This is a genomic window from Burkholderia sp. DN3021, from assembly GCF_049805555.1.
In the GTDB taxonomy this organism is placed as follows: Bacteria; Pseudomonadota; Gammaproteobacteria; order Burkholderiales; family Burkholderiaceae; genus Burkholderia; species Burkholderia pyrrocinia_C.
Map to the genome: position 1 here is coordinate 28,727 of NZ_JBNCAB010000037.1, position 14,302 is coordinate 43,028.

11 protein-coding genes and 1 pseudogene are annotated in these 14,302 nt (G+C 62.7%); 11 read left to right on the forward strand and 1 reads right to left on the reverse strand.

What is annotated here, in order from left to right:
- The first annotated feature begins 97 nt into the window (after window positions 1-97).
- The 11 genes and pseudogenes from ACPUER_RS19220 (at window position 98) to ACPUER_RS19270 (ending at window position 13,003) form a co-directional block, all read left to right on the forward strand.
- Window positions 98-2,875, forward strand: a complete 2,778-nt coding sequence (locus tag ACPUER_RS19220; protein WP_425131877.1) for a type VI secretion system Vgr family protein — start codon at window positions 98-100, stop codon at window positions 2,873-2,875.
- A gap of 23 nt (window positions 2,876-2,898) precedes the next feature.
- Window positions 2,899-5,160 (forward strand): T6SS effector phospholipase Tle3 domain-containing protein, encoded by a 2,262-nt coding sequence (locus ACPUER_RS19225; RefSeq protein WP_204423862.1) that lies wholly within the window; start codon window positions 2,899-2,901, stop codon window positions 5,158-5,160.
- 134 nt (window positions 5,161-5,294) lie between these two features.
- On the forward strand, window positions 5,295-6,638 hold the full coding sequence (locus tag ACPUER_RS19230) for a virulence factor (protein WP_425131888.1): 1,344 nt from the start codon (window positions 5,295-5,297) through the stop codon (window positions 6,636-6,638).
- A 9-nt stretch (window positions 6,639-6,647) separates the two neighbouring features.
- Window positions 6,648-6,911, forward strand: a complete 264-nt coding sequence (locus tag ACPUER_RS19235; protein WP_175964166.1) for a PAAR domain-containing protein — start codon at window positions 6,648-6,650, stop codon at window positions 6,909-6,911.
- Between the two features lie 177 nt (window positions 6,912-7,088).
- A pseudogene (locus tag ACPUER_RS19240) lies at window positions 7,089-7,263 on the forward strand (virulence factor); the annotation flags it as partial.
- Between the two features lie 416 nt (window positions 7,264-7,679).
- Window positions 7,680-8,768, forward strand: a complete 1,089-nt coding sequence (locus ACPUER_RS19245; protein ID WP_425131878.1) for a toxic anion resistance protein — start codon at window positions 7,680-7,682, stop codon at window positions 8,766-8,768.
- Between the two features lie 10 nt (window positions 8,769-8,778).
- Window positions 8,779-9,519: a VWA domain-containing protein gene (locus ACPUER_RS19250; protein ID WP_034183503.1), complete on the forward strand. Its 741-nt coding sequence runs from the start codon at window positions 8,779-8,781 to the stop codon at window positions 9,517-9,519.
- A gap of 43 nt (window positions 9,520-9,562) precedes the next feature.
- Window positions 9,563-10,579: a DUF475 domain-containing protein gene (locus ACPUER_RS19255; RefSeq protein ID WP_072436946.1), complete on the forward strand. Its 1,017-nt coding sequence runs from the start codon at window positions 9,563-9,565 to the stop codon at window positions 10,577-10,579.
- 92 nt (window positions 10,580-10,671) lie between these two features.
- Window positions 10,672-11,328 (forward strand): TerD family protein, encoded by a 657-nt coding sequence (locus tag ACPUER_RS19260; RefSeq protein ID WP_175964164.1) that lies wholly within the window; start codon window positions 10,672-10,674, stop codon window positions 11,326-11,328.
- A 51-nt stretch (window positions 11,329-11,379) separates the two neighbouring features.
- Window positions 11,380-12,246, forward strand: coding sequence for a hypothetical protein (locus ACPUER_RS19265; RefSeq protein ID WP_425131879.1), 867 nt, complete (start codon window positions 11,380-11,382; stop codon window positions 12,244-12,246).
- Window positions 12,247-12,382: 136 nt separating this feature from the next.
- Entirely contained in the window at window positions 12,383-13,003 is a 621-nt protein-coding gene (locus tag ACPUER_RS19270; protein WP_310141523.1) for an HAD family hydrolase, read from the forward strand.
- A gap of 24 nt (window positions 13,004-13,027) precedes the next feature.
- On the opposite strand, the gene ACPUER_RS19275 is transcribed toward ACPUER_RS19270, so the two are convergent.
- Window positions 13,028-14,137, reverse strand: coding sequence for a fatty acid desaturase (locus ACPUER_RS19275; RefSeq protein ID WP_425131880.1), 1,110 nt, complete (start codon window positions 14,135-14,137; stop codon window positions 13,028-13,030).
- Between the last annotated feature and the right edge of the window lie 165 nt (window positions 14,138-14,302).

Sequence of the window (14,302 nt, forward strand, 5' to 3'; positions counted from 1 at the left end):
CTCGCCGAAAACGAGACGGGCAGCACTCCCAGGACGGACCAGCGGGCGTGGTTGCCCGATGCATAACGAAGTAAAATAAAATCCTGAGAGTCCCGCTGTGAATACAGCCGAATTGCTACGCGCATTTGCGTCCGGGGTGGTCGATCAGAATAATCGACCGATTCGCATGAACTGGGGGCCTGCCCAGAAGACGCTCGAGCAGGTGCTTGCTCTCCAGTATGCCGACGTCCGGGAAGGATTGATGACGGGCATCGAAGGGCATCTGACCTGCGTGTCCGCACGTGCCGATCTCCCGATCCGCAGCTTCATCGGGCTACCTGTCTCCGTCGAGATGACGACCGATCGCGGGCGTCTCCACACCATCAACGGTATCGTCACCGACGTTCGTACCGGACAGTCGGACGGGTCCCTGACCTGCTACCAGTTGACGATTCGCGACGTGCTGTCCGTGATGGAGCGGCGGACCAACTCGCGACTGTTTCGCACCAAGAGCCTGCCCGACATCCTTGCGGTGCTGCTTCAGGAGTGGCGCCAGCGCAGCTCCGCGCTCGCCGGCGCCTTCGAATTCGATCTGTCCGGCCTGCAAGGTGAGCGTTACCCGGCACGCGAACTTACGCGGCAGGTCAACGAGTCGGATGCGCACTTCATCCGGCGGCTGCTGCGGCGGGACGGTGCGACCGTATTCGTCAAGGCGGGCAAGGCGGGCGAGCGGGCGAACGGCAATGCGAACGACACGCCGGTGCATACGCTTGTCTTTGCCGACGACTCGATGAAGCTGCCGGAGACGGTTGCCGGCACCGTCCGTTACCACCGCGATGCAGCCACCGAAGAGCGCGATTCGATCACGCTGTGGGCGACGAGCCGCAGGTTGATTCCGGGCAAGATCGTCCGGCCGACGTGGGATTACAAGAGTGGCCGGATGTCGCAAACCGAACAGGCGACGATCGTCGACCAGGGCGACGGCGGCAATGACCTCGGGCATTTGCTGGCCGACGCCGTCATCGATATCCCGCACGCCGGAAATTCGTCGTCAGACCTCGACCGGATCGGTAAGGACCGGATGCTTGCGCACGAGTTGCGCGCCGAATCCGTCGACGGCGTGAGCAATGTGCGCGATCTGGCCGTGGGCCACTGGTTTGCGCTCGCCGAGCATCCGCAACTCGATACGTTGCCGGCCGAGCAGCGGCAGTTCGTCGTCACGTCGCTTCATCATCGCGTGCGGAACAACCTGCCGAAGGAACTGAACGAGCGCGCGCAGTCGCTGTTCGCGGCAAGCCGCGTGCTGTTCAACGCCATGCCGACCGATGTGAGCAGCAAGCCGGGCGATGAAAGCGACACGCGCTACGAGAACACGTTCTCGTGCGTGCGGCGCGGCGTGCCGCTGACGCCTGCCTACGATCCCCATGTCGACCTGCCGCCCGTGCATCCGATGACGGCCGTCGTCGTCGGGCCGCAGGGAGAGGAGGTGTTTTGCGATGAAATGGGCCGCATCCGTGTGCGGATCCAGGGGCTGAACGCAGACGATCACGCGCACGCGCAGGGCGCCGGGACGAGCGGCACGCCGTCCGACAGCGCGCCGGTACGCGTTGCCTGCGCGCTCGCCGGGCCGAGCTTCGGCGCGAATACCTTGCCGCGCGTCGGCATGGAGGTGCTGATCGGCCATATCGGCGGCGATCCGGACCGGCTCGTCGTAATGGGCGTGCTGGCCAACGGGCCGAACATGCCGGCGACCTTCAGCCATACCGGTGCGCTGCCGGGCAACCGCTATCTGTCCGGCACGAAGACGAAGGAAATCAAGGGGCAGCGATACAACCAGATCCGCTTCGACGATACGCCGGGGCAGATCAGCAGCCAGCTGGCGAGCGAGCACGCGTACAGCCAGTTGAACCTCGGCTATCTGACGCAGCCGCGCGATAACGGCCAGGGCGCGGCGCGTGGCGAAGGCGCCGAATTGCGCAGCGATGCGCACGTGGCGATTCGTAGTGGCAAGGCGATGCTGATCTCGGCCTGGGAACGGCTGCGTGCGAGTGACGGTCACCTCGCGCGGGACGAGTATCTGCAACTGATGCAGGAATGCGTCGAATTGTTCAAGAGTCTCGGCGGCTATGCGGGCCAGCATCAGGGTGTTGCACCGGATACGCAGCCGCACGACGCGCTCATGACGACGGTGAAAGGCTGGCCGAACGGGGAAGCGTCCGGGGGCGGCGAGTCGTCAGGCGCGTCGGTGGCCGCGATCGGGATCACCGCGCCCGCCGGGATCAGCATGGCGACGCCGAAGACCGTCACGACCCATGCGGGCGGTAATGTCGATATCGTCGCGCAGAACCACCTGCAATACACGAGCGGGCAGCGGATCAACCTGCAGGCCGGGCATGGCGTGGCCATGTTCGCGCACAGCGAAGGGGTTTCTGCGATAGCCAACCAGGGGAAGGTTACGCTGCAGAGCCAGAACGACGATACGCAGATCGATTCGGCGAAAAACATCCAAATGACGGCGGGAGGCGGGAAGCTCGCGGGCATGGCCAGCGAGCAGGTCGTGTTCGTGACCTCGGGCGGCGCGTATCTGAAGCTGCATGGCGGGGATATCGAGCTCGGATGTCCGGGGAGTTTTACCGTCAAGTCCGCATCGCATACGTGGGCCGGGCCGGCGAGCATGAGCGCCGATTTTCCGAAGTTCGATCAGGGCTCGCTGGGGCGGGTGCCGAAGCTGGTCAGGGCCACCGACGGGCAACCGGTCGAAGGCATGGAGGCCGAGGTGCGGAAGGCGTCGGGCGAGTTGATCAAGGGGAAGACCGACGCGCAAGGCAAGCTGGCGCCGGTCAGCAGCGATCAGTTCGAACAATTGGCGGTTCGCTTTTTCAAGTCGAGAACCTGAGCTGAGTCTTCAAGAAAAACAACATGTTCAACTATAACTTTGCGCAAGACGCGAACGGGCAGACGCCGACGACCGATCCGTCGCAGATGCCGGTGGGCGGTGGAGTGGGGACGACGCTGTTCAACCGCAACGACCTTCAATGCGTGATGCAGATGCCGCTGCCGGGCGTCGTCATTTTCGTTCACGGGGTGAATTCGGAGGGCGAATGGTTCAAGGAGGCCGAGAAAGGACTGTGCGACGGATTGAACCGGCGCATGGGGCGTTATGACGATCAGTTGTTTCACTGCGGGCCGGTGGCCGGGCAGATGACGCCGGTCAGCTATATCGACAGTTTGACGCCTGACGGATTCCTGAATCCGGATATGTCATCGCAGACGTACATCAAGCCCGATCCGTCCTTTTCACCCGTCATTCACTTTCGGTGGGGCTATTCCGCGAACGCGGAGGAGCTGAAGGAGTATGGCGACAAGATCATGCTCAACGAGAAGAATTACTGGGGCGGAGGCCCTTTCGCGGGAGGGTGTTCGAGCCTGCCGGATCTGTGGAACGATGGGCTGAACGACCGGCTCTTCCTGTGGTTGACCGTTCAGCACATGAATGGCATCGGCAATCGCAAGATCTACTCGACTCCGCCGCGCATTTACGGCGTGCTTGGGGCACTGCGGCTTGCGCGCCTGGTCGAATCGATTCGCAAGAGACAGGCTGACGCGCCGATCACGATCGTGTGCCATAGCCAGGGAAACATGATTGGTCTCGCCGCAGCATTTCTCGGCGACCGTTTGCCCGAGGTAACGGATCAGTGGGGCAAGAGCGGGCGCTGCGTTGCGGACACCTATGTTCTCGCCAATCCCCCGTACAGCCTTGTGGAAAGCAACATGACTGACACTTGGGCACAGCGCGGGGTCCGCGACAAGGACGGGCACGTGGGGCGCGAGACCTATGTCGCGCGCAAGGAAACGCTACGGGAGTACTTCGATATCCTTCGCGCCCGGGCCGATCTGGAGATGCCTGCGGAGGATCTCGATCGCGCGATGGAAAACGCGCGACCGTCGAAGAATGGCGGGAAACCGTATAGCGCAGCCAAGGACCGAGAGGCGCACGGGTTGTACCAGAAAAACACCTACGGGAGAGTGACGTTGTACTGCTGCCCGCATGACCAGGTGATTTCCGCACTGACCGTCCAGGGAATCGGCTGGCGCGGCATGTGTATCGACGAGATCAATGCGACAAACGGGTGGGGCGTTTTCTCGCAACGTGTGTTCGCATCGAATATCCAGGTGGGCGGTGAAACCAAGCTGTACCGGTATTGGCAGGATGACTGGCGCAAGGACAAGAACGAAAAGGAAGGCTTCTGGTATCCGTCGTCACCGCCTGCACGGTATGGCCTTGGACGAGGCATGCATTCAAATGAAGGGTTGTTCACGAAATTCATCACGCTTGTAACGAGCCCAGCCCTCTATCTGTTCAATTTGACGGACATGAAGGTCAATGCTGATCCGCCGAAAGATTGGGAAATCCCGATTACGGCTCCGATGCTCGATAAAGAAACACGCTTCGAGCCGCAGGCGTTGCGCTACGGCAAACCATCGGGCGCTTGCGACGGGCAGGGGAAACCGATCGAGGAAGGGCGCTTCAACGAGGGTTACGATCCGCCGTCGGCTGCACGCGATGCTGGTAAGGAAAACAAGCGAGACGACGATCCGTACGACAACTTCGACACGAAGTCGGAAAAGTTCAAGACCGAGGGTGACGCGCTGAAAGCGAAGGGTGATGCTGAATCGGAGGCTGCGCAACGGTATGAGGATCATTCGATTCTTCGTATGGAAGCGAGAAGGTCGAAGAATCGCGAATGGGTGGACGAGGAAGGAAGGGTGGTCGGAGAGGATGACCCATCAGTCGCATCAGCAGACTACGCCGAATGGCGGAACAAGGAAGTCTTCGACATTCTGAATGGGGGCGACAAGAATAACCCTACCAACCATTCGACCATCATGACCAACAAGGAGCATGCTGAAAAGGCATTGGCTTATGATGTGGCAATCGGGCTGTGTTATTTGACAGAGCTTGATTTTTACAGGTTGAGGATCGAGGCCGATTGGAGATTCGTTGAAGGGTTGAATAAGGATAATTCGAGTCGGAAATTTTCCGAGTACATTTCATTCGGAAAATTTGAGAAAAAATTTCTGCAAGATTGGGTGAAAGTAGACAAGACTGCTGCGATGCCATCGAAAATACATGACGAGCGTGATGGGGGATTCTTCATGAAGATCGGGAGTATTCTATGAGCGCGGTCATCGCCACGTGGCCTCGTCGCGCAGGACTTGCGTGCGTTGTGATGATCCTGGCCTCGTCGGTCTCGCTCGCGCTGTCGATTGCCGCCGGCGATACGTCGAGCGTGCTATCAAATTTGGGAGAGTTGATGAAGCGAATAGTGTTGCTGCCGGGACTGCTGGCAATCGTGGCGTTTGCGTTGACGACGGCTCTGTCGGCGCCGAAAGCGGTAGCCGCTTCATCCGTCGGCAAGGTGAATGCTGGCGTGGCTGCGGAGTCGTCAAGACCCTTTGTGGCGCAAGTGGTGGGTCTTGAATGGATGAACCCGTTGCAGAGACGAGACTATCCGACAGAGTGGCAGTTGTTGTGGACACTTGAGTTGGTTAAGCCAAATAGTAGCGACGATATGGTTCGGACAAATCCGAAAAAGTACTCGACTCTACAGCCGATTTCAATTGTGGCGGACGGCCAGTGGGGTAGCGAGTCATTCGAGGGGTTTTATGAAAAATATATCGATAAGCTGCTTGTTTTGTTTCGCACGCGTTACGTGACGAATTCCAATTATTTTTACACAGTCAAGTCTGACGACAAAAAGAAGTGGCGTGAATTGGCCGGTATTCGCGTTGAGCTTGCGATCCCGTCTGGTCGTCTGGATCCGGAGCGTGCGAAGGTGTATGTGCGCGACAACATGGTCAATGCGTATGAGATCGGTAACCCCTCGGCCAGAGATCTGTGGAGCCGCGATACGCCTCCCGATGTGCACGTGACGTCGGGGCAAGGGAATGCCGGTTTTACATCGTTGAACGCGGCCCTGGACTATCTCGCATCGCATCCGGACAAGAGCGTATGGGTGATGAACTGGGACGCGCCGAGTTTTCCTCCGAAGGATGGGCAAATCAACGAGAACATGGTGGTGCTGTTCCTCGCTGGCCCGGATCTGAAGACCGAGCGTGAGCCACTTGCTTGGATCGGTAAAGCTGCACGAAGCAACGTCAAGGATTTCGAGGCGAAACAAGGCGCGAGCCGCGCGGTACAGGCATGGAAGTCGACGATCGATACGGCGGCGAGTAATGCAGGCGTGCCGGTGTCGTCGGTAAATTACATCGTGCACGACGCGGGCAAGGGCAGCGATGCCGCATCGACACGAATTGCCTCACTATCGCAGACGTTGACGGAAGTGCTGCCGGAATACGATTTCCGTACGCAGACTTTCAATACGTCGGCATTGCTCGGCGACATGGGCGCCGGCGCGGCATTGACCGACGTGGCGCTGGCAATCGGCCGCGCGAATCACCTTGGTGGAAACGTGCTCGTGGCGGGAACGACAGACGCCGAGCATCCGACGGCAGTGGTGGTGGTCGCGCCGTCAAAACTGACGCCGATCGACGCAAGCAAGGACTGGTTCCGTGCACGTGGCGAAAACAACGCGTACTTGCCTTGGTGGGGGCGTCGCCACGATGCGCGGCCGGCGTCGCAAGGTTATTCGGAATAAGGAGCGCGCATGCGCGGAATCATTCGGGTCGGCGATGCGACGAGCCACGGGGGGCAGGTCGTGACCGGCAGCGCGGTCAGTGAAGTGATGGGGCGGCCGGTCGCCCGGCTCGGTGATACGTGCATCTGCCCAATCTCAGGGCATCAGGCGTGCTTTATCGCCGAAGGCGATCCGCAGGTCATCATCGACGGAAAACCCGCCGCTTTCGACGGTCACAAGACATCGTGCGGCGCGACGCTGATTTCGAGTCTGGCGTCGTCCGGGCGGGAATGAATTGCCGGATCGCTCGCCTCGAGAAATTCACTACGTTGCACGACAGCAGCGCTCCAGTTCGACGGAGTGCCGGACTGGTCCGCGTGGTTGACCGGTTCGATCTGGAACATCCATGCACCGCTTCACTCTTGTCGGACGCGCTGGGTTCGTCTCGATCGTCATGGCGACAATCTTGTCGGAACGACCGACATCGAACATCCGACCGCAGTGGTGGTCGTTGCACCTTCGAAACTCACACCGATTGACGCAAGCAAGGGACTGGTTCCGCGCACGCGGCGGAAACAACGCGTACTTGCCGCGGTGTGGCCGTCGTCACGATGCGGGTCCGGCAACGCAAGGTTATTCAGAGTAGGACCGACGCAGGGTGATTGGTGCGATACGGCCGCAGGTCCGCATATCGACGGGTACGCCACCTGATGAGTCGCGACAGTGTGCGGCATTAAGCAATCTGTAACAATCAGCGGAATAGCGCAAGTCGATTTCTTTCAAAATACCTTCTATTCGGCGCTTTCCGGGCCACCCGCGAAATCTGGATTCTCACTCCATCAAGGGGTTTGTCCGCGCCCTCCCGAAACTCGCGTCGAGGTTTTCATCGTCAACATTACAAGGCGTATGGAAAATGAAAGATGTGACTCCCTTGACGCACCGCACCGTCGCCATTTATTGTCCGTCTGCCGCCCGTGAGAGAGCACGGCGGTTATCGCGGATGTGCGCGTCGCGCGCACGACAACACGTAGCAAAAAGCAGAAAAGGAAACGTGGTAGCCACATGAAGCCGCTATTCGATGACAAGAAATCCGATGCGGTCAGCGATCGTCCTTCCACCCCGTCTTTGTCACCCGTCGCCGTGCCCGCCGCCACCGTCGTGCCGGCAGCGCAGCCGACTGAGCACGCGCGCCTGATCACCGTCGACGAGATCGACCAGCTCGGCGCGACGCAGGGTACGCGGATCGCCGCCTTCTCCCAGCAGATACTCGCGAGCGTCCGTGCGTCCGACGCCGACCAGTTCGGCGACAAGCTCAACGAACTGATCTCGACCGCGAAAGGACTCGACCCGCGCGGTGCCGACAAGGGCGGCTTCATCACGCAAGTCACGCGGCTGTTCCGCTCGACCAAGGAAAAGCTGCTGTCGCAATACGAGTCGGCGAGCAAGCGGATGGATACGCTCGTCGTCGAGCTCGAAAACCATGCGCAGCGCCAGAAGGCCGGCATCGACGAGCTCGAGCGGATGTACAACGACAACTATGCGCTGCACCAGGAGCTCGCGCAGTCGAAGGCGCACGGCGAATCGGCGCTCGCGACGCTGCGCGCGCATCTCGCGGCCGGCCAGCAGCCGGCGGACGACGCGTTCGCCGCGCAACGCCTGCTCGACGTGAAGCGCAAGGTCGACGCGCTCGAAAGCAAGCTCGACGACCTCGACCGCGCAATGCTGATGTCGAAGCAGCTCGCGCCGCAGATCCGGATGGAGCAGGACCAGAAACGCACGCTGACGTCGAAGTTCATGACGATCAAGATCGTGCTGATCCCCGCGTGGACCAACGCGTTCGCGCTCTACCTCGAGCAGCTCGGCACGAAGCGCGCGGCGGCGCTCGCGAACGCGACATATGACGCGGCCGACGAGGCGATCCGCGCGCAGGCCGACCTGAATCGCCAGAACGCGCAGGAAGTCGCGAAGCTCGGCCAGCGCCCGGTGATCTCGACCGACACGTTCGAATACGCGCAGCAGCAGCTGTTCGGCGCATTCGACGACGTCACGCAGATCATCGCCGACGGCAAGCGCCAGCGTGAGCAGGACGCGCCGCGCCTGCGCCAGCTCGAACAGGACCTGATCACCCGATTCGCTCCGAAGCATAACTAAGGAACACCGCATGATTACGCTTGAGAAACGCGCGGCGAAGGTCGCGATCGTCCTCGAAAAACGCCAGATCCTGAAGCCGCCCGTCGTGCGTGTCGGCGCGGCGCTCGACATCTCGGGCTCCGCGAAGCCGCTTTACCAGTCGGGCGTGATCCAGGAGACGCACGACCGGATCCTCGGCATCGCACTGAAGTTCGACGACAACGGCGAAGTCGATACGTGGACCTTTACCGAAGGCTACGACCGCCTGCCGACCGCGACGCCGGACAACTACGGCTCGTACATCTCCGATCACGTGCTCGAAGCCCGGATCGACAAGTGGGGCGGCACGCAGTACGCGCCGGTGATGAACGACATCGTCGACTTCTTCTTCCGCGCGCCGGAGCCGAAGCGCGAAGAAAAGCGCGGCTTCCTGAGCCGGCTGTTCGGCGGCGCGGACGAAGCGCCCGCGCCGGCCGCCTCCGCACCGGTGAACGGCCACCTGCCCGCATGGGTGCTGTTCGTCACCGACGGGCAGAACCCGAAGAACGACCGCAAGCGCGTGCGCCAGTTGATGGCCGAGTCTCAGCACTTTCCGCTGTACTGGTCGCTGGTCGGCGTCGGCGATCCGAACGAATTCGGCTTCCTCGCGGAAGTCGCGGACGAAATGCCGAACGTCGGCTTCCTGCATCTCGAGTCGCTCGATCTCAGCGACGAACAGATCTATGAACAGTTGATCACGCAGGAATTCTGCGACTGGGTGCGCGCGAAGTAAGCGCGGCCCGCATACCCCTTTTTCAAAACTCGATTACCCCATCATGTTGAAAGACTTCAAGATCCCGCTGTCGCTCACCGTGCTCGCGCTGGTCGCGGCCTATCTCCTCGGCGGCGTAAAGGACATGCTGATCGTCGCGGTCCTGTGCGTGCTCGAAATTTCGCTGTCGCTCGACAACGCGGTCGTCAATGCATCGGTGCTCAAGAACTGGTCGGAGAAGTGGCGCAACCGCTTCATGGTGTTCGGCCTGCCGGTTGCCGTGTTCGGCATGCGGCTCGTGTTCCCGCTGCTGATCGTCGCGGTGATCGGCCACATCGGAATGTGGGACGCGCTGACGCTCGCGATCGAATCGCCGGAGAAGTACGCGGCGATTCTGACCTCCGCGCATCACCAGGTGTCGGCGTTCGGCGGCGCGTTCCTGCTGATGGTGTTCTTCAAGTTCATGCTCGACACCGAGAAGGACGAGCACTGGATCGGTTTCCTCGAAGGCCCGATGCGCCATCTCGGCCGCATCACGGCGCTGGAAGTGGCGCTGACGCTCGCGATCGTGATCGTCGCGTCGTTCTATGTGCCGGCGGCCGAGCAGGTCAGCTTCCTGCTCGCGGGCGCGTTCGGCGTGATCAGCTTCGTGATTGCGCACGGCATCGGCGACCTGATCGGCGGCGAGGACACCGGCACGCGCGTTGTGCGCGAAGGCGTCGCGGGCTTCATGTATCTCGAAGTGCTCGATTCGTCGTTCAGCTTCGACGGCGTGATCGGCGCGTTCGCGCTGTCGAACAACATCTTCCTGATCGCGCTCGGCCTCGGCGTCGGCGCGGCCTACATCCGGGAGATGACGCTCGTGCTGCTGAAGAAGGGCACGCTCGCGCAGTATCGCTTTCTCGAGCACGGTGCGTTCTGGGCGATCGGTGCGCTCGCAACGATCATGTTCCTCGGCGTGAAGTTCGAGGTGCCCGAGGTTGTCACGGGCCTGATCGGTGCGGCGATGATCGCCGCGGCCGTGTGGTCGTCGATCGTCGTGCAACGCAAGGAAGACCGGACCGCGGTGGCGGGCAAGTAATACACGCGGCACGGACACCATCAACGAGGGGCCGCGCACGGCGCCCCGGCATTGCCGCCGGCGCAACGGCGGTTCCAGCAGAAGAGGTTCAGATGATCAATTTGTCGAAAGGCGGTCGCGTCAACCTGTCGAAGGAAGCGCCCGGCACGCAGAAATTCCGCATCGGTCTCGGTTGGGACGCGAACGCGACGGACACGGGCACGGATTTCGATCTCGACGTGTCGGTGTTCCTGTGCAAGTACGATGCGCAGACCAATCCGAAGCTGATCTCGGATCAGCACTTCGTGTTCTACAACAGCGAAGTGCGCACGATGGACCGCGAGGAAACCTTCATCCAGCCGGGCGACGATTTCCCGAAGCGCGGGATGCCGGCGTCGAAGTGCATGGGCGTCGTGCATAGCGGCGACAACCGCACGGGCAGCGGCGGCGGCGACGACGAAGTGATCTTCATCGACATGACGAAGCTTGCTGCCGACGTCGAGGAAATCTCGGTGGTCGTGACGATCGACCAGGCCGAAGCGCGTCGCCAGAATTTCGGACAGGTTCGCAACAGCTACATCCAGATCGCCGACGAGGTGTCGGGTGCGGTGATCGCGAAGTATGCGCTCGAGGAAGACTTCTCGATGGAGACGTCGGTGCAGGTCGGCAGCTTCTATCGTCGCGACGGCCACTTCATGTTCAAGGCGGTCGGCGCCGGTTACAACCGTGGCCTCGGCGATTTCGTGCGCGCGTACGGTGTCGCGGTCTGACTGGCGGCAGCCCGGCGTGCGGGAGACCGCCGCGCCGGGCAGGATGCAGCGATGACGAATCCGTCCGACGAGCCGAAGCGGCTCGAGTTCGATACGACGCCCGAGCGCACGCCCGGGCGTCTTGCGTTCGACGCGCCGTCCACGGCCGGTGTGCCGGCCGCGCGTGTGCCCGACCGGCCGGCGCCGCAGGCGCTCGACTTCGGGCCGGCGTCCGACAAGGCCGTGCGCGCGGCGAGCGCCGATGCGATCGGCCGCGCGCTGTTCGGCGAATCGAACCACCCGCTGCTCGAAGCGTGCTTCCGCGCCGCGCAGGCCAGCTTCCCGAATCTCTATCCCGACTACGCGCCGCGCATCGAGCGGCACATCCGGCAACTGGTGCCGCTCAAGCTCGCGACGGTCGCGACGATCGGCGACAGCGCGCTGGAGACGGCGGGCAACCTCGTCGAAGCCGTCGCGGCGACGACGCGCGAATTCAACGAACTTGGCGCGGCGGACATGATGGCCGGCCTGCTCGCGCAGGCGACGCGCAAGGCCGGCAGGTTCGAACGCTGGTTCGGCGCGGCGTCGATCCATGTCGACTACCGCGCGGCGCTCGGCGCGCTCAAGCAATCGCTCGGCTTCTTCCCGCGTCGCACCGAGGAGCTTGCCGCGAAGGTCCGCCATGCGGAAGAAAACCTCGTGATCGTGCTCGCGGCGCTGAGCGCGGTGGCGGACGTCGTGCGCGTGCCGGACGACGCGGGCGTCGAGCGCACGCTGTTCGACCGCCGCAACATCGTCGGGCAGGCGGTCCAGCAGATCCGGATGCAGCCCGCGCAACTGCGCGGGCTCGACGAGCGCGTGACCGACCTGCTGTCGCGCGCCGATCACCTGATGAACGTCGTGCTGCCCGCGGCACTGGCGGCGCGACCGCAGCGCTGAGCGAACGGCACGACGGCCACGTGCGCTTCGGCGCGCGTGGTCGCCGCCCGGGCCACGCTTCGTCACGCCGTTTCGCGCGCACTGGCGCGAGTCTGCTATCTTCCCGGGCATCTCATCGCTTTTCCGCCGATTCTCCATGACTGACCGCATCGTCGCCGCATTCGATTTCGACGGCACCATCACGACCACCGACAGCTTCCGCCACTTTGTCCGCTACGCAGTCGGCACGCCGCGCTTCGCGTGGGCCGGGCTGCGCGCGCTGCCGTGGATCGTCGCGATGAAGGCCGGGTTGCTGTCGCGCGGCGACGCGAAGGCGAAGTTCGCGTCGTTCGCGTTCGGGCCGGTTCGCGAGGACGCGCTCGATGCGCTGGCAAGCACTTTCGTCGGTACGACCCTGCCGCGCTTCGTGCGGCCGGAAATGCTCGAACGGATTCGCGAGCATCGGGCGCGCGGGCATGAAGTCGTGCTGGTCAGCGCGTCGCCGTCGCTGTATCTGGAGAAGTGGGCGAAGACGGCCGGTTTCGACGCCGTGCTCGCGACGCGGCTTGCGTTCGAGCGCGGCGCATTCGCCGGGCGGCTCGACGGCGAGAATTGCTGGGGGCCGCAGAAGGTCGTGCGGCTGCGCGGGTGGTGGGGCAACCGGCCGCCGACGCAACTGTTCGCGTACGGCGACAGCCGCGGCGACAAGGAAATGGCCGAACTCGCGAACTGGTCGTGGATCCGCGGGCAGGGAGCGATGCCGCCGATCGGCGATTGATGCGGCGCGCTGCCGACGCCGGTATTACGCGTCGACCTGCACGTGACGCGTGCCGCGCGAAGGACGATAAGCACCCCAGCGATTTGCACGCGCGAACGTGCCGACGTCGTTGAAGCGCACGCCCACTTCGCGCAGCGCCGCATGCGCGGTTCGCGCGGTCAGTTGCCGGATGTAGAACGGGTCGCGCACGACGAAGTGATGGATCGCGTGCGTGTTGCCGAAGTTGAAGCAGAACAACTGGAACGGCAGCATCCACCACGGGTTGAGTACCTGCGTCTGCTGGATCACGTTGCGCGAATCGATGTCGCCGAAGTAATGCATGTTCGAGCTGACGAAGTTGATGCAGAAGCTGCGCACGAAGTTCGGCCCGAGCCACACGACCGCCAGGAAATCGACGACATCCATCACACGCTCGATCAGGGCCGGCACCGTCACCGCATAGCCGAACGCGTGCAGTGCGAACAGGCCGATGTGATAGACGATGAACGCGTGCCACAGCGCGTAGTACACGTGACCGACCGGCATGTACGACGACACCTGCTCGACGCGCAACTGCATGCGCTCGGCCGGATCCTGCACCGGCTGCGCGGCCACATACTGCTTCACCTTGCGGCGCATCGCGGCCGGCCGCAGCACGACGGCGAGCATCCCGTCCGCGATCATCAGCAGGCGCTTCACGCCCCAGCGCTCGCCGTTGGTGATGCCGAATTCCTCGAGATCCGATTCGCCGCCCGACACCTTGTGGTGATGCAGGTGCATGCGCCGCCGCGTCCACGGGTTGATCGTGCCCGGCCGCGTGAGCCAGCACAGCGCCATCATCAGGTGATAGGCCCACGGCGTCTTCTTGAAGTACATCAAGTGGATCAGGTCGTGCTCGAGTTCGTGGATCAGCGACGTGACGAACGCGGCGAGCGGCAGCGCGACGTACCACGCGATCGTGCCGCATGCATACAGCCACGCGATCGCGAGCATCGCGGCGACCGACACGGCCATCACGGTCGCGCCGACGAGGTTCTGGTTGTCGAGCAGCGGAAAGCGCGCGCGGATCGCGTCGCTCGCGGCGTTGACCTCGCGGCGGACGTACGCGACCTTGTCTGCGTCGTGGCGAAAGACGGTTCGTGCGGGTTGGCTCATCGACCGGAATCCGTGCGGAAAGAGTGGGGCGTTATGCCGATGTGACAAGCATAGGCGGGCGCCGCACCGCACGCGAGGGCCGCCGGTGCCAATGGTGGTGTCATTTCGGGCCACGATGGCCGGCGAGCGGGCGCCCGATCGCGCGCCGCGAGGCTAGAGTGCCGC